The organism is Nibribacter ruber, assembly GCF_009913235.1.
Classification (GTDB): domain Bacteria; phylum Bacteroidota; class Bacteroidia; order Cytophagales; family Hymenobacteraceae; genus Nibribacter; species Nibribacter ruber.
Genome location: NZ_CP047897.1, coordinates 4,131,926 through 4,152,167 on the forward strand (window position 1 = coordinate 4,131,926; position 20,242 = coordinate 4,152,167).

The following is a 20,242-nucleotide window of genomic DNA, read 5'->3' on the forward strand; positions in this document are numbered from 1 at the left end:
TTCATTTCTCCTCCTTGGCCCGTCCCCTGACAGGCCAAACCAATGGCACTTGAACCGTTGAATCGTTATCCTGTCGGGGGACAGGCCAAGGGGGGAATAGTTGCAAAATCTACATGGCGCGAGCGTCTACTAATTCTCAAGCTTATTTAATGTGTGAGGAAACAAGCAACAGACTCGCGCAAGCTAGTACCAAACAAAAAGGCGCTCCCGAAGTAGAAGCGCCTTTTTCTAAATTATTCCATTTTTGGCCTGTTTTCCAGAAAAGAGGCTAAAAACGAGGTTACTTTAAATTCTCATCAAAGTACTGGGTCACTTTCTTGTAGAGGTGCACGCGGTCTTTGCCGCCCACGTTGTGCGGATGGCCCGGGTACACGAAGTAGTCCAGCAAGATGCCCTCGTCTACGGCTTTTTTGAGGAAGGCCTGGCTGTGTTGCCATACCACTACGTCATCTACGGTGCCGTGAATGAGGAGTAGTTTGCCTTTCAGGTTCTTGACGTGGTTAAGGAGGTTGGCGTTTTTATAGCCTTCGGGGTTTTCCTGCGGAGTGTCCATGTAACGCTCAGTATACATGATTTCATAGAGGCTCCAGTCAATCACCGGGCCACCAGCCACGCCTACTTTAAACACACCGGGTTGCTTGAGCATCAAAGAAGTAGTCATGAAACCACCGTAGCTCCAGCCATGCACGCCCATGCGGTTCTGGTCTACGTACGGCAATGACTTCAGGTATTCTACGCCTTTCATCTGGTCACTCACCTCGGCTACGCCCGCGTTCCGGAAGATGGCTTGCTCAAAGGCCCGGCCTCTGTCAGCGGAGCCGCGGTTGTCCAGGGTGAACACGATGTAGCCTTTCTGGGCCATGAGCTGCATCCAGAGGTTAGAGCCTCCCAGCCAGCTGTTGGTAATCATCTGCGCATGCGGACCGCCGTACACGTACACCACCACCGGGTATTTCTTGTTCTTGTCAAAATTGGGCGGGGTAATCATGCGGCAGAACAGATCGGTTCCGTCTTCGGCTTTGATAGGGAAGAGAGTGGTTTCACCCAGTGCGTAGCCTTCCAAAGGATTAGGTGCGGTGAGCAACGTCTTAGCTACTTTGCCTTTTTCAGTGTCCAGGATTCTGATGTTTCTGGGTGTCACCGGGCTGCTGTAGTTGTCAATAAAGTAAGTGGCCTTCGGGCTGAGGGTCACGTTGTGCACGCCACTGCCTTGAGTCATGCGGCCAATGCGTCCTCCGCCGGTTAATTCCACTGAATATAGATGGCGCTCCAACGGGCTTTCAGCAGTGGCGGTGTAATATACTTCCTTGCCATTGGGGTTGAAGCCGACAACGGTCTTCACAATGAAATCGCCTTTGGTCAATTGACTGATGAGCTTTCCGCTGGTGTTATAGAGGTACAGGTGGTCGTAGCCGTCGCGCTCAGAGAACCACACAAACTGGTCTGGCTTGCCCGGCACGAAGTACATGCCACGCTCTGGCTCAATCCATTTGTCGTTCTTCTCTTCAAACAAGGTTTTTACAAACGCGCCGGTGGTAGCATCATATTGGTTCAGCCACATCTGGTTCTGCGCACGGTTGACAATGGCTACATAAAGGTGCTTCTCGTCGGGGCTCCAGGTGATATTGGTCAGGTACTGCTCAGCGGGCTCGCCGGTTTTCAGGAAGATGGTTTTGCCACTGGCCACGTTGTACACGCCCACGGTCACATGATGGCTCTTGCCACCCGCCATGGGGTATTTGATGTTGTTAAGCGTAGCCGGCACCGTGCTGATGTCCACCAAGGGATAATCCGTCACCATGGTCTGGTCCATGCGGTAATAGGCTAGCCCGTTGCCGCTGGGGCTCCAGAAGATGCCTTTGCTAATCCCGAACTCCGAGCGGTGCGCCGCCTGTCCGTTCACTATGCCTGCATTGGTGTCCTGGGTGATTTGCTTGTTCTCAGCACCGGGCTGGGAAAGGAACAGGTTGTTGCCTTTGGTGAAGGCGGCGCGCTGTCTGTTAGGCGCAAAGTCTACGTTCTCCGCGGCAGCATCCAGCATGTAGAATTTCTGCGCTGTCTTGGTCTGCGGATTGTAGCGGTACAGCTGGCCTTTCTGGTTCAGGAACACCTCATTGCTGTTAAGCCACTGCAAAGAACCTACCGTTGAGATTTTGCTTCCGCCGGCTTTCTCCAGGGCGGCACTCACGTCTGCCGCCGTCAAGATGACCTTGGCGTTGTCCCGGATGCCGCCGCGCAGCAATTGGTCGTTTTTGTCTGAGGCGTAGCTGTAGTCATCGGTGCCGGGCACCCAGGTAAGCTGGCGCAGGTTGGCGGGGTTAAGGCTGGGGTTGATAAAAGCGTCTTCCATGGTCAGCTGCTTGTTCTGGGCCAGCGTAGGCAGGGCCAGAAGGGCGGCAAACCATAAAAGAGAAAGTCTTTTGAGCGTTGGTTTGTACATGTCTTGGATGATGGTTAGAAACTGTTTTTCCTTTGTGCCTTGTCAACGACGCCAGAGGAATTGTATGTGCGTGACTGGTCAAAAATAAGTCCAAAGTATTGGTTTTTCAGGAACAAGGGGCATTTTTTCTCTGTTTTACTTTTGCTGAGGCCCACAAAGGATGTACTTCTTTAACTCAAGTGTAATGCGTAAATTTGCGGTATGGACATTTTAACTGAAATTCTGGAGCAGGAAGACGTACTGGTGTTGGAAGAAGAAACCACCGACCAGCGCGAGCTAGTGGTCTTTAATGACGAGGTGAATACGTTTGACCACGTCATCAATACTCTGGTGCAGGTGTGCCGCCACTCGCTGGAGCAGGCAGAGCAGTGTACCATGCTCATCCATTACAAAGGGAAGTGCACCGTCAAGCTGGGTTCTTTCACAGAACTGCAGGCCATGTGCACGGCCATCCATGACCGGGGTATCTCAGCAGATATTGTCTAAACCCAAAACAACTGGATGAATTTTCCCTCTAAGCTGATTGAAAACGCGGTAGAGGAGCTGGCCAAGTTGCCAGGCGTGGGTAAGAAGACTGCCTTACGCCTGGTGTTGCACCTGCTCAAAGCCGAAACCGAAGATACCAAATCCCTTTCTGAGGCCTTGGTGCGCATGCGAACGGGCATCAGGTACTGCAAAACCTGCCACAACATCTCTGACCAGGACGTGTGCGGCATTTGCGCCAACCCTTTACGTGACCGCTCTCTGCTGTGCGTGGTGAGTGACATGCGCGACGTGATTGCCATTGAGAATACGGCCCAATACAAAGGCGTATACCATGTGTTGGGCGGCGTGATTTCCCCGTTGGAAGGCATAGGCCCGGCTGACTTGAAGATACAGTCTTTGGTGGAGCGTTTGCCGTCTTCTGGGGTGAAAGAGATAATCCTGGCCTTAAGCCCGACCATGGAAGGAGACACGACGTCTTTCTACCTCACACGCAAGCTCAAGGATTTCCCGGCCCGCATTTCTAGCATCGCCCGCGGCGTTCCTGTGGGCGGTGAGTTGGAGTACACAGATGAAATCACCTTAGGCAGAAGCATCCTGGACCGTACGGCATACAGCCAGGTATAGGCGTTTTTCGCCTCTTTTTCAGAAAACTAGTCAAAAACGATAATAGAGCAGGAACGTAAGTTCCTGCTTTTTTTGTGCCCATGGACAACGGTAGTATGGCGGCCTTTTGGTAAATTTCTGGATATTTGTTTTTTGCTAACGCCTCTGGGTTTGAAAGACCTCTCCGTCATTATTGTTAACTACAACGTCAGCTACTTTCTGGAGCAGTGCCTGCTGTCCGTAAGAAAAGCTGTTAGAGGTCTCAACGCCGAGGTCTTCGTGGTAGACAACAACTCGGTAGATGGGTCAGTGGAGATGGTGCGCCGGCGTTTCCCCGAGGTGATTCTCTTTGCCAACCAGGACAACCTGGGTTTCTCTAAGGCCAATAACCAGGCCATCAGGCAGGCGAAGGGCAAATACGTGCTGTTGCTCAACCCAGACACGGTAGTAGAAGAAGACACGTTTACGCGTTGCTTTTCTTACATGGAGCAACACCCAGAAGCGGGGGCTTTGGGCGTGAAGATGATGGACGGAGCCGGTAAGTTTCTGCCGGAGTCCAAGCGGGGACTGCCTACGCCGTGGGTGGCCTTTAGCAAAGTGTTCGGGTTGGCGGCTATGTTTCCAAAATCAGCGCTGTTCAATCAATACCACCTGGGCCATCTGGCCCATGACCAAACCCATGCCATAGACATTTTGGCGGGCGCGTTCATGTTCATGCGCTCAGAGGCTTTACAGAAAGTAGGCCTGTTGGACGAGACCTTCTTCATGTACGGCGAAGACATTGACCTTTCCTATCGCGTCAAGCAAGGTGGTTATCAGGTTATTTATTTCCCGGAGACGCGCATCATTCATTACAAAGGCGAAAGTACCCGCAAGACCAGTGTGAACTACGTGTTCATGTTCTACCGCGCCATGATGATCTTCGCTGAAAAGCACTTTAGTGGCCGGCAGGCGCGGGTGTATTCGTTTTTAATACGGCTGGCCATTTACCTTAGGGCCCTTTTGGCCATTGTAGCCAGAGGCGTGAAAGCCTTGCTGCCTTTGTTGCTGGACGGGCTTTGCCTGGGGCTGGGGTTATTTGCTGGTGCCCAGATGCTGGACCTTCCCATGCCGGCGCTTCAGTCCAAGACCTGGATCACGTATTTTGTGGTGTGGCTGGGCGCGGCGCTGTTCAGTGGGGCCTATGACCCACCCACGCGCCTGTACCGATTGGTGCGCGGCATGTTGGTGGGCAGCATTCTTATTATGGCTTTCTCAAACGTGACTAACGCTGGTTTTACGCAGAAGAAACACTTGCTGGTAGGCGTTTTGGTGGGTTTGGCGGCTATGACCGGCTGGCGCTTGTTCTGGCATTGGACGCAGTTTGGGCACTGGCGCTTCGGTGAGCCCAAGGTAAAACGCATTGCCGTGGTGGGCAGCCAGAAGGAAGTAACGCGCGCCGGGGCTTTGTTGAAGCAAGCGGGTGCCCACGCGCCCGTGGCACAGTTTGAGCCGCAGTACACCGCCCATGACTTACAGCAGATCAAGGAAGTGATTCAGATTCACCGCATCAATGAGGTCATCTTCTGCGGCAAGGACCTGGCCGTCTCCCAGATCATTGAGTGGATGGTGCAGATTCACAACAGCTCCCTGGAGTTCAAGATTCTGCCTGAGAACAGCGCCTACATCATTGGCAGCTCGTCTAAAAACACCCGCGGCGATTACTACGCTTTGCACATAGAAGTGAACCTGCTCAACCCGTACCATGTACGCAATAAAATGGTCTTGAACTCGCTCATGAGCGTAGGGCTGTTGCTGTTGTCGCCGGTGCTCATCTGGCAGATTCCTGAGAAGAAGCAGTTCTTTAAAAATTGCCTGGCCAGCTTGGTAGGCTTGTACCATTGGGTGGGGCTAAAGGCCACGGCCACGGCAGACACGCGCCCGGCCATACTCTCGCCGGCAGACCAGGGCCGGAAAAAGGGAGCTACGGATGCCACCGCCCGTCAGATGGAAGTGGTTTACGCCAAGGACTATACCGCCTGGACAGACCTCTCCATCGTGCTCAAAAACCTGTCAAGGCTGGGGCGTTCTGTGTAAGCGTCGTTTTTGGCCTATTTTCTGGAAAAGAAGCCAAAAACGGAACATATCTGCTGCTTTGTTTGCCTTTCTGTGGAGGCTAGCCAAAAAGTAATCTCATAAAAAGCAGGCGGGCGCGGCAAATCAGATTATTTTTGCGTAGAATTGATTTCTGCAGAATTGCGCGGGCCAGAAGCCTGTCGTCTTCAGAAAAGAATCTATTTTTGGCCATTCATTAATGCCCGCATAGGAATGATAACTACTGATTATACCCATCTTTCTGACCGTATCACCTCCCTCTCTGAATCACAGACCATTGCCATGGCCAAGAAAGCCCGCGAACTGGCTGCCAAAGGCGTAGACGTGATCAACCTCAGCTTTGGAGAACCTGATTTTCAGACCCCGCAATACATCAAAGACGCCGCCAAAAAGGCCATTGATGACGGGTATACGTTCTACACGCCCGTGGCTGGTTACCCAGATTTACGCAAGGCCATTGTAGAGAAGCTGAAAAGAGACAACGGGCTGGAGTATGGTCCAGAAAACATTGTGGTGTCTACGGGTGCCAAGCAGTCTATTGCCAACGCCGTTTTGTGTCTGGTGAACCCTGGGGACGAAGTGGTGATTTTCTCGCCGTACTGGGTGAGTTATGAAGAAGTGGTGAAGCTGGCCGAAGGCATTCCGGTGCCGGTGATGGGGTCTTTGGAAAACAACTACAAAGTCACCGCCCAGCAGTTTGAAGATGCTATCACGTCCAACACCAAGCTGGTCATGTACTCGTCGCCGTGCAACCCCACCGGTTCTGTATTCACGGAGGAGGAACTGGCTTCTTTTGCGGCAGTATTGGAAAGACATCCGCAGGTGTACGTGATTGCTGATGAAATTTACGAGTACATCAACTTTACGGGCAAGCACCACAGCCTGGCGCAATTTGCTTCTATCAAAGACCGCGTAGTGACCGTGAACGGTTTCTCTAAAGGCTATGCCATGACCGGCTGGCGCGTGGGTTACCTGGCGGCCAGTAAAGAAATAGCAGACGCCTGTGACAAGATGCAAAGCCAAATCACCAGCGGTACGTGTTCCGTTGCTCAGAAAGCCGCCGTGGGTGCGCTGGAAGGCGGTAGAACGTCGGCTGAGGAAATGACCATGGCCTACCTGCGCCGCCGGGATTTGGTGTTGGGCTTGATGAAGGACATCCCGGGCTTGAAAACCTACATCCCCGAGGGTGCTTTCTACATCTTCCCAGACGTGAGTTATTACTTCGGCAAGCGCACTGGAGACCAGGAAATCAACAATGCCAATGACCTGGCCATGTACCTGCTCAATGACGCGCACGTGTCTCTGGTAGACGGAGCCGCTTTTGGCGCGCCGCAGTGCATTCGCTTCTCGTTTGCCGCCTCAGATGCCAAGCTGATTGAAGCCATGGAGCGCATCAAGGCCAGTCTGGCCAAGTTATCATAAACCTTTCCATTTTGTTTATTTCCGCAAGACACAGGCCTCTCCCAGCCGGAGAACATCCTGTGTCTTGCGTCTTATATCTTGAATCTGGTTCATGTCTGACAACAGTACCTTAACGTCTATTTTTGAACGCTTCCGGGCTTTGCAGGTGCTGGTGGTGGGTGACGTCATGATAGATGCCTACCTGTGGGGAAAATCCTCGCGCCTGTCGCCAGAGGCGCCCGTGCCCATTGTCAACCGCCTGAAGGTGGAGCAGCGCTTGGGCGGAGCCGCCAACGTGGCCCTCAACGTGCAAAGCCTGGGTGCCACCCCTTTGTTGTGCTCAGTGGTAGGCGATGACCAGGAGGGAGCCGCCTTGGTGCGCCTACTCTTGGAACAAAACCAAACCGATGCCGGCATCGTGCTCAGCCCAGAGCGTCCTACTACGGTCAAGCAACGCATCATCTCGGGGGGGCAGCAACTGTTGCGCATAGACTCTGAAGTAGAAACCGACCTCACGCCCTATGAGCACAAAGCCCTGGTAGAACGGTTTGCCAACCTGCTAAACAAGGCAGACGTGGTCATCTTTGAAGACTATGACAAAGGTGTGCTTAGCTTAGAAGTCATTCAGGAGCTGCTGGCTCTGGCCAAGGCCAAAGGCGTGCCCACGGTGGTAGACCCCAAGAAGAAGAACTTCCTGTCTTATAAAGGTTGCAGCCTTTTCAAACCCAACCTGAAAGAACTCAAAGAAGGACTGAAGGTTGATTTTGCAGACAGCCACCATGAAGCCTTTGAAGACGCGGTAACCCAATTGCAAGAGGTGATGGCGGTGGAGAATGTCTTGGTGACCTTGTCTGAACGGGGCGTCTTCTGCCAGGATGCCAACGGGGAGAAAACCTACCTGGATGCCCACATCAGGACCATCTCTGACGTATCTGGCGCCGGTGACACCGTAGTAAGCATTGCCGCCTTGTGCATGGCCCTGAGCTTGCCTTTACCAGCCCTCGCTGAACTTGCAAACCTAGGCGGCGGCCTTGTCTGTGAACACGTGGGCGTTGTGCCCATTAACGCCGAGCAGTTGCTGCAAGAAGCCAGAAGATCTCCCGTTCTTAAGAAGCATCTGGCCTAGGCTTGTTCAACGGATTCTTTCAAGTAAATGAGCAGTAAAAATCTGAGCTTAGAAATCAGCTTTAAGAATGCGGGAGCCCTACAAAATGTACTTCCGTTTTTAGCCTCTTTCTGGGAAAATAGCCTAAAAACGAACGGCCTGCCACTTTTTAAGTAGCAGGCCGTTTTTAGGTTGTTTTCTGGAAAAGAAGTCAAAAACGACTTAGCGCTGGCTGTATTCTTTTACCGTCTGGATAAAGCATTTTACTTTCTCTGGATCTGTGTCTGGGTACACGCCATGGCCTAGGTTGGCAATGTGACGATCACCTCCAAACGCGTCCAGCATCTTTTTGGTCTCGCGCTCAACGCCGGCAAAGTCATTGTACAAAGCGCATGGGTCCAGGTTGCCTTGCAGCGTTTTATTGCCGCCAATAATCTGACGCGTTTCCTGCACGTTCATGTTCCAGTCCAGGCCAATTACCTGGCAGTCTAGCTGCGCGAAATCTGCCAAAGAGAAGAAAGCACCCTTGGCAAACACCGTTACCGGCACGTTGGGTAGGGCTTTGCAGATCTCAGAGATGTACCGATACGAGAATTCCTTGTAATGCGCCGGTGGCAAGATGCCCGCCCAGGAATCAAAAATCTGGATCAAGTCGGCGCCGGCTTCTACCTGGGCTTGCAAATAGGCAATGGTAGTGTCTGTGATCTTGCGGAGGAGGGTATGCGACAATTCTGGTGCTTCATACAGCATTTTGCGGGCCTGAGAGAACGTCTTGGAGCCGCTGCCTTCCACCATGTAGGCGAAGATGGTCCAGGGCGCACCGGCAAACCCAATTAATGGCACGCGCCCATTCAACTCGCGCTTGGTCACTTTGATGGCTTCCAGCACATAGTTCAGGTGCTCATGCGGGTTGGCCACGCGCATAGAATCTACATCGGCGGCAGTCTTTACCGTTTTAGGAAAAATAGGCCCGCGCTTTTCTATCATTTCATAGGTGCAGCCCATGGCCTCCGGCACTACCAGAATATCAGAGAAGATGATGGCGGCGTCCACATCCAGTAAATCAACGGGCTGTATGGTCACCTCAGCGGCCAATTCTGGCGTTTCCACCAGTTCCTTAAACCCCGAAAGACGCTCCCTAACGGCTCTATACTCAGGTAAAATACGGCCTGCCTGGCGCATAAGCCACACAGGAGTGCGTTCTGTAGGCTGCCCTAGCGCGGCGCGCAGCAGCAAGTCGTTCTTCAATTGCATAGTACAAAGATACGTAAAAGCCCCACCTAGCGAAGGCCGTTCTCAATTTTTGGGTATGTCCTTCGCAGAAACTACTTCTAAAGTGCAAGGCTCTGCCAAACACGGAATAGGTATAGGTGTATATCTACTAATTATATAATGGAAAAGTTATATTTATAAAAGTGCAATTATTATTTAAAAAGTGCAATTAGAGCCGTTATGATAAAGCTTACGCCCAATGATAAGACTATGAAACCCATTATCTTAGACATGGCCGCAAGTCCCGCTTTGCCCATAAATACCATGAGCTTAGGAGAGAAAAGCAGCACCACGTAGGTCATAAGCCCAAGCAAAGAAATAGCCAATAGAGTTAAACCCATGTCCAGAATGGAAAGAGAGGTGGTGTACAAGCTAATTACCACCGCAATGGAGCCGGGGCCAGAGAGCAGCGGCATGGCCAGAGGCGTGAAAGATATGTCTTCCTTCTCAATTCCTTCGGCCACTACGTCCTTAGAAATCTTCTTGCTTTCTTCTGGCTTGGCGTTGAGTAAATCAAAACCGGCCCGCATGATCATGATGCCCCCGGCAATGCGAAGGTCATGAATACGCAATCCAAAGAAGTCCAGCACCGCCTGTCCCGCCAGAAAGAAGACTGCCAGAATGAGCACCATGTACAGGCAGGCACGCCGGGCAAGATGGGCCCTTCGGGCGGGAGTGTCTGACTGGGTGAGCGTAAGGAAGACAGGCATGGCTCCAAACGGATTGATCACAGAGAACAGGGCAGAAAAAGTAGCAAGTAGGATTTCCATACGGTAGCGCTTACGAAAAACAAAAAAAAGCGCTGCGGTCTGCAGCGCTTTCCAAGCTATTGAGAATAGGAGGGCGCAGGCCCCTCTGGTGAATGATTATAAGAAGAAGCTGTAGAACGCCGCCCGCATGGTCCCGAAGAACCCTTTGGAAGGGCCGTTCTCCTGCGCCATGGCTAAACGACCTTCGCCGCCTTTTCGGGCTTTCTGTTTGTTCTGCACGCGTTGTATGGCCAGCACCAGCCAGTGTTTAGCGGTGGCGTTGCGCTCCACCACCCCAAAGATGCCCGGATGCCACAAGTCCAGGATTTCTCTGCCTTCCAGAGACGGCGTAAGCACAAAAAAGTGAGTTCTTTCCTGCTGCGCCAATAAAAGACGCAATAAAGCGGTGTCTGGGGCAAAGTTTAAGCACGCACGTCCGCCAAAAACTATAATTTCACGTGATGAATTTCTGACAAGGTTGATCTGGCGCTCAAATTCCTGGTAGGTGTAGGGTACTACGTCAATGGTTTTGGGGAATTGGCTCTGCCGGTTCAAGGATTGCCTTATTGAAGATGAATACTCCTGGTCATCTTCAACAAGAACAAGACGGTAAGATGCTGACATAAGAGCTGGGTAAAGGTTTAGCTATAGGATATAGGGTATGGGCTTCTGGGGGGCGAAGTTCTTGATTTTATTCAGTGCTATTCTGTATTATCGGTGAATGATATGGAATTCACGGTTAAATGTAATTTATTGCCGTCTAATATTCGCAATTTTTAATTTAAAAATATCTAATATATCTGAGATGAAGAACCGTAAGCTGGGTATTTTGGGAGGAGGTCAGCTGGGGCGCATGCTGTTGCAGGCAGGCCTTGACTTTAATCTGTACACCCTGGTGCTGGACCCAGACGAACACGCTCCCTGCCGGTTTTTATGCGAGGAGTTTGTGCAGGGAGACTTTAAAGACTATGAGACGGTGCTGGCCTTCGGGAAGCGGTGCGACGTGCTTACCATTGAGATTGAGCACGTGAACGTGGAGGCCCTGTTTGAGTTGGAGGCAGCCGGGGTGCAAGTGTTTCCCAAGCCTTCTTCCATCAAAACTATTCAGGACAAAGGATTGCAGAAAGAGTTCTTCGCGCAGCATTCTGTGCCTACGGCAGAATTTAGGCTGATGCAAGGCAAGGAGGAACTGGAGGCGAACCAAGACTTTCTGCCGGCCTTCCAGAAACTGAGAAGAGGCGGTTATGATGGCAACGGCGTAGTGCGGCTCAGCTCTATAGCAGACGCCGGCAAAGCCTTTGAGGGGCCAACCGTTCTAGAGAAGCTGGTCAATTTTGACAAGGAGATTTCTGTGATCTGCGCAAGAAACACCCATGGCGAGGTAAAGGCTTTTCCGGTGGTGGAGCAGGTCATGCACCCAGAGCACAACCTGGTGGATTACCTGCTGGCCCCGGCCCAGATTCCGTATAAACTGCAGCGCATGGCCATAGAGATTGCCACGCACGTGACCACGGCCCTGGACATGGTAGGTCTTCTGGCAGTAGAGATGTTTGTGACGCCAGACAGGCAGATTCTGGTAAATGAAGTGGCTCCGCGGCCTCATAACAGCGGGCACCATACCATGAAAGCCAACGCCACCTCTCAATTTGAGCAGCACCTGCGCGCCATCCTGGGTCTTCCTTTAGGCGACACGGAGCCGCATTGCCCGGCCGTGTTGGTCAATGTGCTGGGTGAGGCCGGCTACTCCGGCGAGGCCGTCTATGAAGGACTGGACCAGACTTTGCAAGAGCCCGGCGTTTACCTGCACCTGTACGGCAAGAAGTTTACCCGGCCTTACCGCAAGATGGGACACCTGACCATACTGGCGCCTACCGTAGAAGAGGTGAAGCAGAAAGCAGATTTGATTAAAAACCGCTTAAAAATAATAGCATGAACCCATCACCAGAGAAAACCGTGCCGCAGATAGGCATCATCATGGGGAGCCAGTCTGACCTGAAAGTAATGGACGCCGCCGCCGATATTCTGCAACAACTGGGCATCCCGTATGAAATCACCATTGTCTCGGCGCATCGTACCCCACACCGCATGGTAGAATACGCTGAGAACGCCCGCAAAAAAGGCCTTAAGGTAATCATTGCCGGCGCCGGCGGGGCAGCTCACCTGCCGGGCATGGTAGCCGCGCTTACCACGCTGCCAGTCATTGGCGTACCTGTAAAATCCAGCAACTCCATAGACGGCTGGGATTCCATTCTCTCCATCCTGCAGATGCCTACCGGCGTACCCGTGGCCACGGTTGCCTTGAACGGGGCCGCCAACGCTGGATTGCTGGCCGCGCAGATTCTAGGCACGGCCAACGCCGTCATCACAGACGCTTTGGAGAAATACCGCACCACCCAACGCGAGAAAGTAATGCGCTCTGTAGAGCAACTGCACCGCGGCGATATTGACGTAGACTAGATTGCGCCTTGTTCACTATTGAACCTGTACTCAGTGCTGCCACGCCCGTCTTTGCGCAGGCGTGGCAGCTCTATGAAGAAGCCTTCCCCCCAGAGGAAAGACGGTCTCTGCCTCAGCAAGACACCCTTCTGCAGGAGCCAGCCTATTCGTTCAATGCCATCTTTCACAAGAAGGACTTAGTAGGTATTCTGGGATTCTGGCAGTTGCCTTCGGTTGTGTTTCTGGAGCATTTCGCTATTCATGCTGCCGGGCGGGGGCAAGGGCTGGGAGAAAAGGTATTGCAGCAGTTTCTGGCAGAGTCTTCTGCGCCTGTTGTACTGGAAGTAGAGCCACCCGCCACAGAGTTGGCTCGCCGCAGAATAAGATTTTATGAGCGGCTAGGGTTTCTCCTTCATTCTTTCCCGTACCAGCAGCCGCCTTACAGTCCAGAAAAGCCATGGGTTCCCTTGCAACTCATGTCCTTCCCGAAGGCGCTTGCATTACCTGCGTTTGAAACTATGGTACAAGACCTGTACCGCCAAGTATACAAGGTTGACCCAAGAGCATCGAATTGACTTCAAAGCTTGATTGTCATTTCCAATAGGGCCAGGGGTAAGTTAAACCTATCGAAGTGGAAGTTTCAGGAAGCTGATTTTAGCCAGTTTTCCAGAAAACAAGCCAAAAACGGCGGCAACCTTTCTGGGGCAATTGGGAGTATGGAGAACATGACCACAGAGACTATCCATATCTATTTGATTCGGCATGCCAGGCCAATGGTAGACAAGTCTGGTTTTTTTTCCAAGGAGCAGGCTACCCAGTACCTGCAGGAATATAGCCTGGCCGAAGTGGAGCAGGTCATTGAGCGCAGCGAGCATCTGCCCATTGATCGCATCAAAAAAGTGTTCTGCAGCACCCTGCCCCGTTCCAAGGCCACCGCCCTGCAATTATTCGGCCCGCAGGTAGAACTGGTAGAAGACGTCACCTTTAGAGAGTTTGAGAATAGAATCTGGGGGTTGCCCCTTGGCAAGTTTCCCTTGCTCTGGTGGCAGGTCACTTCGCGGCTGCTTTGGCTTATGGGGCTCAATCAAAAAGAAATAGAGAGTTTTAAAATGGCCAGGAAACGGGCGTCGCAAGCGGCAGACCATCTGGTTCAAGAGGCAGAAACGGCGGGCATGGCAGTATTGGTGGCCCACGGTTTCCTGAACGAGTTCATCAAGCGTGCGTTGAAAAGGCGCGGCTGGCGCGTGACCATAGACGGCGGCCGGAAGTTTGTGGGCGTCACGCAACTGGAGAAAAGCCGCTAACCGTTTTTAGCCTGTTTTCTGGAAAATATGCCAAAAACGGAAAGGCCCGCCAAATTCAACTTGGCGGGCCTTTCCGTTTTTCTAAATGGGTAGGGCTATAAGTAGATTCCCAGGGTTAGTGACACCTGCTTTGTATCTGTGAGGTAGCCATAAGTTCTTGAGTTGCCACGGTTTGTTTCATACCGTAGTTCTACGCTGGCTTTTTGGCTTCCCCAGGTTGGTACGTAAACACCAGCTCCTAGTACGTAACCCGGGAAGAATTTACCCGGGTAGGGTACAATACCACGGTCAAACGTGTTGGGCTCATTGTTGTACGTGAATTTGAACGTTCCACTGTAGCGCTCCTCCTGAGAAAGGGCATAGTTCAATACTGCGCCCGCATTAAAGAAGGGCCTCACCTTGCTGCCCGGCAACGTGTACCTGATAGAAATCGGGAATTTTAAGTGATGATAGGTAAGGTCCAGGTTGTACTCTGTATGGCCGTTGTTATGGTCAAAGGCACCTTGGTCATTGTACGTGGTATAGGCATACTGCGCCTCAAACAAAGCCGAAATCCTTTCACTGGCCCAAGGCAAGGTAATATTTAACATGAGACCCGCGTGGTACCCAATGTTAGACGAAGCCGAAACCTCTGGGGTGTCATCTGTGGTGAGCGTATAAAAACCTTTCTGGGCACCTGCCTGCACGCCATAGGTTATTTCAGACTTTCTGGCTTTTACCGCATATAAGTCTCTTGAGTTGGGAGCCACGCAATTGTTATAGGTGGCTACCATCTTAATTAAGCTCTCTTCTTTAAAGGGCAGTTTGTTGATGGCCTGTCCAGTGTTGGGGCAGTCTTTAAACGCGTTGAACAAAGTCTTTTTGTACTTATTGTCAGTCACCAGGGAGTAGCCGGTAGCCAACTGTTCTTTGGTTTTCTTTACCACCAGTTCCTGCAGGGAGTCTTGGTGCAGCAAAAAGAAATGGTCGCCGGAGTTCTGGTCTTTGTAGAAATACAAGCTGGCGGGCCCCTTCACTAAGACTCTCAGGAACAGCAGGTAGGTAGAGTCTGGGCTGCTGATTTTCTTTGCTTCATAGGCATATCCATTGGTGATGCCGTACGCGGTTACCTGTGAGGGAGAGAAGTTTTGGTGTTTGGCGTCCTGGGAGGTTTTGAAGGTAGCAAGCACCGCCTGGCGCTTATCGCCTTGTTGGTTAACCAAGCCCCGCAACGTATCTCCGTTCTGCACAATGTAGCCTGGTTGAAAATCTTTTTGCGCGAAGCCGGGGAGGGCTATCAATAGGAAAAGTAAAGTGTAAAGGTGTTTCATGGGTTTAGATGGTGGAATTAGGTATTAAATGCGTGTTAAAATTAGCTACAAGATAAGTACAAGAAACAACATACAAAGTGCGTAAAAACCGCTGTTTTTAGCCTGTTTTCTGGAAAATAGGCTAAAAACGGAAGTTTAAACGCTCTGCGGAAAGCCTAAAATGGAAAGGCCTTCTTTGGTGTAGGCGCCTTTTTAACGGAAGAGGCGGTATAGCCTCCTTCAAACAACCGGCCATAGTTGATGTTGAGTTTTTCGGCCAACTCCTCCTGATGGCTGCACTTGGCATGCTCCAAAGCTCTAAGCGTGAGTTTGGCGCAGGCGTAGGAATCAGCGGCAGCGCGGTGGTGCTTGAATTGGATGCCATGACGGTTGCAAAGCGATTTCAAGTCATATTTAGGCAATCCCTGCCACACCTGCTTGGAGAACTGCACACTGCAAGCGTATTGTAATTCAGGGAAAGGCAAGCGATAGGTATTCAAAGTGGCTCTGAGCACGCTCATGTCAAAGCTGGCATTGTGGGCAATCACCAGTTGGTTTTGCAACAGCGGTTGAATTTCACGCCAAACGCCGTCAAACTCGGGGCTGTTTTTGACATCCTGTGGTTTGATGCCATGAATGGCAATGTTCCAGCTGTTGAAATAGGGATACGACTTCGGTTTGATGAGCCAGGCCTGGGTGCCGGCAATCTGACCGTTCTGCACAAAGGTCAAGCCTATCTCACAAGGGCTGTCACGGTCTGCCGTGGCCGTCTCAAAGTCTAGGGTGATGAAATTCATAAAGTAAAGTTACGCAACTCTTTTCTACCCAAGCCCATTGACTGAAAACAAAAAAAGCCCCACCGCAAAACGGTGGGGCTTTCTCAACTAAACCTATTTTAAATTACTTAACTTCTTCGTAGTCAACATCTGTTACAGTGTCACCGCTAGAAGACTGGCCGGCATTACCTGTACCGTTGCCGCCTGGTTGACCACCAAAGTCTGCTCCGTCAGCACCTGGCTGTCCGCCGGTGGCGGCGTACATCTCTTGCGAGGCCGCCTGCCAGGCTGCGTTAATGCTTTCCATGGCGCTGTCAATGGCGGCAAGGTCCTTAGACTCATGCGCTTTCTTCAGGTCAGCCAAGGCACCTTCAATGGCAGTTTTGTTACCGGCAGAAAGTTTCTCGCCGTACTCGCTCAACTGCTTCTCCGTCTGGAAAATCATAGAGTCGGCTTGGTTAACTTTCTCCACTTGCTCTTTGGCGGTACGGTCAGACTCGGCGTTGGCTTCAGCTTCTTTACGCATTCTCTCAATTTCTTCTTCAGATAAGCCAGAAGAAGCCTCGATGCGGATTTTCTGCTCTTTGCCGGTGCCTTTGTCTTTGGCAGATACGTGCAAGATACCGTTGGCGTCAATGTCAAACGTCACCTCAATCTGCGGAACGCCGCGTTGTGCCGGTGGCAAGTCTGACAAGTGGAAACGACCAATGGTGCGGTTGTCCTTCGCCATAGGGCGTTCGCCTTGCAATACGTGGATCTCTACGCTTGGCTGGTTGTCAGAAGCGGTGGAGAACACCTCAGATTTCTTGGTCGGGATGGTGGTGTTAGACTCAATCAATTTGGTCATCACGCCGCCCATGGTCTCAATACCCAAAGAAAGCGGGGTTACGTCCAGCAAAAGAACGTCTTTCACTTCACCGGTCAATACACCACCCTGGATAGCTGCACCAATGGCTACTACCTCATCTGGGTTTACACCCTTAGACGGCTTCTTACCGAAGAACTTCTCAACTTCCTCCTGAATTCTTGGGATACGGGTAGAACCACCCACCAAGATCACTTCGTCAATGTCAGATGGCTGAAGACCAGCGTCCTGCAAGGCCTTTCTAACCGGCTCCATAGAACGACGAATCAACGAATCTGCCAATTGCTCAAACTTAGCACGAGTCAGTTTACGCACCAAGTGCTTAGGACCTGTCTGCGTAGCCGTGATGTATGGCAAGTTAATCTCCGTCTCAGAAGAAGAAGACAACTCGATTTTTGCTTTCTCAGCGGCTTCTTTCAAACGCTGAAGCGCCATTGGGTCTGTGCGCAAGTCCATGTTCTCTTCAGACTTGAACTCGTCTGCCAACCAGGCAATAATTACTTGGTCAAAGTCGTCGCCACCTAGGTGGGTGTCACCGTTGGTAGACAATACTTCAAACACACCGTCGCCTAGCTCCAATACAGAGATATCAAAAGTACCACCACCTAAGTCGTATACCGCGATCTTCTGATCGGCGTGTTTTTTGTCCAAACCGTAGGCCAAAGCGGCAGCGGTAGGCTCGTTGATGATACGCTTCACCTCCAAACCAGCAATCTGACCGGCTTCTTTAGTAGCCTGACGTTGCGCGTCATTGAAGTAGGCAGGAACCGTGATAACGGCCTCGGTTACGGTAGTACCCAAGTAGTCTTCAGCGGTTTGCTTCATTTTTTGCAACACCATGGCAGAAAGCTCCTGCGGAGTGTACTCACGGTCGCCGATCTTAACGCGTACGGTGTTGTTGCTGCCAGCCTGCACGTTATACGACACGTGGCTGGTTTCGTCTTTTACTTCTGAGTAACCGCGGCCCATGAAACGCTTGATGGACGCGATGGTATTTTGTGGGTTGGTGATGGCTTGACGCTTGGCAGGGTCTCCCACTTTGCGCTCACCGTTCCCGTTGTCCAGGAATGCCACGATGGACGGCGTTGTCCGGCGGCCTTCGCTGTTCGGAATTACCACTGGTTCGTTCCCTTCCATTACGGCCACGCACGAGTTGGTAGTTCCTAAGTCAATGCCTATTATTTTTCCCATTGTCTATAGTTTTATATTGTAGTTCCTAAATTCAAACTTGTTTGCTGTCTTATTAACAAGACCTATGCCAAGGCTTTTTTCTATGCCATTTGTGACACAATGTCATTTTTGGCACAACAGCAAAGTTGGTCTATACGCACATTCGGCAGGGAGTGACAGGGTGGGGTGCGTTTTTGGCTTGTTTTCTGGGAAATAGGCGAAAAACGGTTTTTGAATGTTGATTGCTATTTGTTGCAAGGGAGAGTATGCTCCGTCGTGGTTGGTGCCCTCACCAACCACCTTAACTGTTTTTCAAGCTGTAATTTTTCACGAATGTGTTGGGTGCACGCATTTGACTATCATTTATTAAAACCGCTTTTTCCGGTGCGCACTACCCACCTTGTTTCATTTCTCACGCTAAGCGCTCACGGCCGCGGGGCCTCGTCTTGGCCCTTCGCACTGCTGTTGTACTCTGGACCTTTGGTCCCGCCCTTGCGGGCGACGAAACAACAGAGGCGCTCAGGACCAAGACTGGTTCTGGTTCCAATTCTGCTAAGGCTTGCTTATTAATTGTCTGGTGGCAGGCAAACTCCGCTACTGTCGGTGCAGAGTCATGCGTGCTGGCGCACGGTCTGCTTTATCATCCTTCCCGTGGCCTTGGCGCAGGCTTGGGCCAAGGACGGCCCTTCCCGCAGATTCCCCCCTTGAGGGGGCGAAGGGGGAGACACCTGTCGGTTAAAACAATCGACAATCAGGAATACTTTCGTTTTTGGCCTGTTTTCCAGAAAATAGCCCAAAAACGGGCTTACCGCTTTCTGAAATGGGGTTGATACGGGGCTTTGGGTTTGGCGAAGAGCTGGAGCTGTCGTACTTCTTCTGGGGTGAGAACGCGGGATTCGCCGGGTTTTAAGTTGCCTAAGGTGAGTTTACCAATGGCCACTCTGACCAGGCGCAGGGTAGGGTAACCCACGGCGGCCGTCATCTTGCGCACCTGTCGGTTCATGCCCTGGCTAATTTTAATCTCCATCCAAGAAGTGGGAATGCTGGCCCTGAACCTGACCGGCTTGGAGCGTTCCCAGAATTTGGGGTCTTCTATTAATTTGGCTTTGGCCGGGCTGGTTTTCTTGCCTTGAATGGTAACGCCTTTGCGAAGCTGCTCCAGCGCTTCTTCTGTGGGAACGCCTTCTACCTGCACCCAATAGGTTTTCTCAATCTTGAATTTAGGGTCTGAGAGGCGGTGCTGCAGTTGCTTGTCATCAGTCAGTAACACCAAGCCTTCAGAGTCGTAATCCAGCCGGCCCACGGGATAAATGTTAGGCACCGCCACGAAGTCTTTCAGGGTTTGCCGCCCGTTTTCATCGGTGAACTGGGTGAGGACTTCAAAGGGCTTGTTGAGGAGAAGGTACTGCAAGGCAAGAGGTTCTTGGTAAGGAGCAAAGATACGGCTTTTAAAGAAGAGTCAGTTAGGCTTGTCTGGTGGAGGTGGGGCGTAAACCAAAAAAAAAGCTGAACACTGTCTGCCATAGGAGAGAGGCTGGCAGGCACAGAAACAGGCACACCGTAATGAAGGCAAATTCAGGCATGCCGCACTGGTAATCTGCTTGTTGTGGGGTAGAAAGCGATTGTACCTGCGCAAACAGGAATGGATAGCTGAAGAGTAGTACAAGCGGAATAATCCAGGAAAGTGCCTTCCAGGGCAGACAATTCTTTGCTTCTAAAACAGCCATACCCAAAGGCACCAGCAGATAAGGAGAACAAATGAGTAGAAGCATCATGAAACCGTTTTTGGGCTTTTTTCTGGAAAACAGGCTAAAAACGAAGCTTGTTTACTTCTGGAAAACGAGATGGCACTGGTGACAGGTGTATCTGTCTTTGGGCAGCAGCGGCAAGCTGAAGGTGAAGAGCGCCACCAGAAACCCCGTGAATGATTTCAACCTGTTGCTAGAATCATACGCGTACGAGATGTTCTCAGAGCCGCAGCGCGGGCAGGCGATGGCTTCGTTCTGCTCATTGGTGTACGGTTGGTCCTGCACGTAGTCCAAAACGGCAAGCGCCTGGGCACGGTCGCTTTGCAGGGTTTTGAGCTTGATGCCACCCACTGAGATATTGTAGAGCGGGTTCAGGGACACCATGTTCTCATCAAACAAGAACGCCAGAATGCCCTCGCTCTCCAGTTTGTTTTTGGCTAAATGGGCGTCAATGGCACTGGAATACGTGGAGATGGTGACTAGTTCATCTTTCATGGCTGGAAT

At 51.5% G+C, this 20,242-nt stretch carries 19 protein-coding genes; 9 read left to right on the forward strand and 10 right to left on the reverse strand.

The genetic code is table 11. From position 1 onward, the window contains the following. Positions 1-280 precede the first annotated feature (280 nt). Positions 281-2,440 (reverse strand): S9 family peptidase, encoded by a 2,160-nt coding sequence (locus GU926_RS17445; protein WP_160694163.1) that lies wholly within the window; start codon positions 2,438-2,440, stop codon positions 281-283. 201 nt (positions 2,441-2,641) lie between these two features. Between GU926_RS17445 and GU926_RS17450 the strand changes: the two genes are divergently transcribed. The 5 genes from GU926_RS17450 to GU926_RS17470 all read left to right on the forward strand — a co-directional run bounded on the left by GU926_RS17450 (position 2,642) and on the right by GU926_RS17470 (position 8,150). Further along, complete coding sequence (locus tag GU926_RS17450; protein WP_160694165.1) at positions 2,642-2,926, forward strand: ATP-dependent Clp protease adaptor ClpS; 285 nt, start codon at positions 2,642-2,644, stop codon at positions 2,924-2,926. Between the two features lie 15 nt (positions 2,927-2,941). Then, complete coding sequence (gene recR / locus GU926_RS17455) at positions 2,942-3,550, forward strand: recombination mediator RecR (RefSeq protein ID WP_160694167.1); 609 nt, start codon at positions 2,942-2,944, stop codon at positions 3,548-3,550. Between the two features lie 150 nt (positions 3,551-3,700). Beyond that, complete coding sequence (locus tag GU926_RS17460; RefSeq protein ID WP_198001438.1) at positions 3,701-5,605, forward strand: glycosyltransferase family 2 protein; 1,905 nt, start codon at positions 3,701-3,703, stop codon at positions 5,603-5,605. Positions 5,606-5,836: 231 nt separating this feature from the next. After that, a complete protein-coding gene (locus tag GU926_RS17465) occupies positions 5,837-7,045 on the forward strand; it encodes a pyridoxal phosphate-dependent aminotransferase (RefSeq protein WP_160694169.1) in 1,209 nt (402 codons plus the stop codon). Positions 7,046-7,136: 91 nt separating this feature from the next. After that, positions 7,137-8,150 carry a bifunctional heptose 7-phosphate kinase/heptose 1-phosphate adenyltransferase gene (locus tag GU926_RS17470; protein WP_160694171.1) on the forward strand — a complete coding sequence of 338 codons (1,014 nt, stop codon included), beginning with the start codon at positions 7,137-7,139 and terminating at the stop codon, positions 8,148-8,150. A 201-nt stretch (positions 8,151-8,351) separates the two neighbouring features. Here GU926_RS17470 and hemE read toward each other — a convergent pair whose 3' ends face one another. The 3 genes from hemE to GU926_RS17485 all read right to left on the reverse strand — a co-directional run bounded on the left by hemE (position 8,352) and on the right by GU926_RS17485 (position 10,774). Then, positions 8,352-9,383 carry a uroporphyrinogen decarboxylase gene (hemE, locus tag GU926_RS17475; protein ID WP_160694173.1) on the reverse strand — a complete coding sequence of 344 codons (1,032 nt, stop codon included), beginning with the start codon at positions 9,381-9,383 and terminating at the stop codon, positions 8,352-8,354. A gap of 170 nt (positions 9,384-9,553) precedes the next feature. Further along, positions 9,554-10,171, reverse strand: a complete 618-nt coding sequence (locus GU926_RS17480) for a MarC family protein (RefSeq protein ID WP_160694175.1) — start codon at positions 10,169-10,171, stop codon at positions 9,554-9,556. A 96-nt stretch (positions 10,172-10,267) separates the two neighbouring features. Then, positions 10,268-10,774 (reverse strand): hypothetical protein, encoded by a 507-nt coding sequence (locus GU926_RS17485; RefSeq protein WP_160694177.1) that lies wholly within the window; start codon positions 10,772-10,774, stop codon positions 10,268-10,270. Between the two features lie 181 nt (positions 10,775-10,955). Between GU926_RS17485 and GU926_RS17490 the strand changes: the two genes are divergently transcribed. The 4 genes from GU926_RS17490 to GU926_RS17505 all read left to right on the forward strand — a co-directional run bounded on the left by GU926_RS17490 (position 10,956) and on the right by GU926_RS17505 (position 13,890). Beyond that, on the forward strand, positions 10,956-12,083 hold the full coding sequence (locus GU926_RS17490) for a 5-(carboxyamino)imidazole ribonucleotide synthase (RefSeq protein ID WP_160694179.1): 1,128 nt from the start codon (positions 10,956-10,958) through the stop codon (positions 12,081-12,083). Then, positions 12,080-12,607 (forward strand): 5-(carboxyamino)imidazole ribonucleotide mutase, encoded by a 528-nt coding sequence (purE, locus tag GU926_RS17495; RefSeq protein ID WP_160694181.1) that lies wholly within the window; start codon positions 12,080-12,082, stop codon positions 12,605-12,607. The genes GU926_RS17490 and purE overlap by 4 nt, the downstream gene beginning before the upstream one ends. Positions 12,608-12,615: 8 nt before the next feature. After that, positions 12,616-13,161: a GNAT family N-acetyltransferase gene (locus GU926_RS17500; RefSeq protein WP_160694183.1), complete on the forward strand. Its 546-nt coding sequence runs from the start codon at positions 12,616-12,618 to the stop codon at positions 13,159-13,161. 150 nt (positions 13,162-13,311) lie between these two features. Then, positions 13,312-13,890, forward strand: a complete 579-nt coding sequence (locus tag GU926_RS17505) for a histidine phosphatase family protein (RefSeq protein ID WP_232058373.1) — start codon at positions 13,312-13,314, stop codon at positions 13,888-13,890. A gap of 95 nt (positions 13,891-13,985) precedes the next feature. On the opposite strand, the gene GU926_RS17510 is transcribed toward GU926_RS17505, so the two are convergent. From GU926_RS17510 to GU926_RS17535, 6 genes are all read right to left on the reverse strand, one after another. Then, positions 13,986-15,200: an outer membrane beta-barrel protein gene (locus GU926_RS17510; protein ID WP_160694187.1), complete on the reverse strand. Its 1,215-nt coding sequence runs from the start codon at positions 15,198-15,200 to the stop codon at positions 13,986-13,988. Between the two features lie 155 nt (positions 15,201-15,355). Then, entirely contained in the window at positions 15,356-15,976 is a 621-nt protein-coding gene (locus GU926_RS17515) for a 3'-5' exonuclease (protein WP_160694189.1), read from the reverse strand. 103 nt (positions 15,977-16,079) lie between these two features. Next, complete coding sequence (gene dnaK / locus GU926_RS17520; protein ID WP_160694191.1) at positions 16,080-18,011, reverse strand: molecular chaperone DnaK; 1,932 nt, start codon at positions 18,009-18,011, stop codon at positions 16,080-16,082. Between the two features lie 784 nt (positions 18,012-18,795). Beyond that, positions 18,796-19,401 (reverse strand): pseudouridine synthase, encoded by a 606-nt coding sequence (locus GU926_RS17525; protein WP_160694193.1) that lies wholly within the window; start codon positions 19,399-19,401, stop codon positions 18,796-18,798. Positions 19,402-19,453: 52 nt separating this feature from the next. Then, the gene (locus tag GU926_RS17530) at positions 19,454-19,765 is read right to left on the reverse strand and encodes a hypothetical protein (protein WP_160694195.1); all 312 of its coding nucleotides are present in this window, start codon (positions 19,763-19,765) and stop codon (positions 19,454-19,456) included. A gap of 51 nt (positions 19,766-19,816) precedes the next feature. After that, positions 19,817-20,233, reverse strand: coding sequence for a putative signal transducing protein (locus tag GU926_RS17535; RefSeq protein ID WP_160694197.1), 417 nt, complete (start codon positions 20,231-20,233; stop codon positions 19,817-19,819). Positions 20,234-20,242 lie beyond the last annotated feature (9 nt).

What these genes read in the sequence shown, in the direction of transcription:
- GU926_RS17470 (WP_160694171.1), top strand. Translation starts at nt 7,137, where the DNA reads ATGTCTGACAACAGTACCTTAACGTCTATTTTTGAACGCTTCCGGGCT.
- dnaK (WP_160694191.1), bottom strand. Translation starts at nt 18,011, where the DNA reads ATGGGAAAAATAATAGGCATTGACTTAGGAACTACCAACTCGTGCGTG.
- GU926_RS17465 (WP_160694169.1), top strand. Translation starts at nt 5,837, where the DNA reads ATGATAACTACTGATTATACCCATCTTTCTGACCGTATCACCTCCCTC.
- GU926_RS17510 (WP_160694187.1), bottom strand. Translation starts at nt 15,200, where the DNA reads ATGAAACACCTTTACACTTTACTTTTCCTATTGATAGCCCTCCCCGGC.
- GU926_RS17485 (WP_160694177.1), bottom strand. Translation starts at nt 10,774, where the DNA reads ATGTCAGCATCTTACCGTCTTGTTCTTGTTGAAGATGACCAGGAGTAT.
- hemE (WP_160694173.1), bottom strand. Translation starts at nt 9,383, where the DNA reads ATGCAATTGAAGAACGACTTGCTGCTGCGCGCCGCGCTAGGGCAGCCT.
- GU926_RS17535 (WP_160694197.1), bottom strand. Translation starts at nt 20,233, where the DNA reads ATGAAAGATGAACTAGTCACCATCTCCACGTATTCCAGTGCCATTGAC.
- GU926_RS17490 (WP_160694179.1), top strand. Translation starts at nt 10,956, where the DNA reads ATGAAGAACCGTAAGCTGGGTATTTTGGGAGGAGGTCAGCTGGGGCGC.
- GU926_RS17480 (WP_160694175.1), bottom strand. Translation starts at nt 10,171, where the DNA reads ATGGAAATCCTACTTGCTACTTTTTCTGCCCTGTTCTCTGTGATCAAT.
- purE (WP_160694181.1), top strand. Translation starts at nt 12,080, where the DNA reads ATGAACCCATCACCAGAGAAAACCGTGCCGCAGATAGGCATCATCATG.
- GU926_RS17515 (WP_160694189.1), bottom strand. Translation starts at nt 15,976, where the DNA reads ATGAATTTCATCACCCTAGACTTTGAGACGGCCACGGCAGACCGTGAC.
- GU926_RS17505 (WP_232058373.1), top strand. Translation starts at nt 13,312, where the DNA reads ATGACCACAGAGACTATCCATATCTATTTGATTCGGCATGCCAGGCCA.
- GU926_RS17530 (WP_160694195.1), bottom strand. Translation starts at nt 19,765, where the DNA reads ATGATGCTTCTACTCATTTGTTCTCCTTATCTGCTGGTGCCTTTGGGT.
- GU926_RS17450 (WP_160694165.1), top strand. Translation starts at nt 2,642, where the DNA reads ATGGACATTTTAACTGAAATTCTGGAGCAGGAAGACGTACTGGTGTTG.
- recR (WP_160694167.1), top strand. Translation starts at nt 2,942, where the DNA reads ATGAATTTTCCCTCTAAGCTGATTGAAAACGCGGTAGAGGAGCTGGCC.
- GU926_RS17445 (WP_160694163.1), bottom strand. Translation starts at nt 2,440, where the DNA reads ATGTACAAACCAACGCTCAAAAGACTTTCTCTTTTATGGTTTGCCGCC.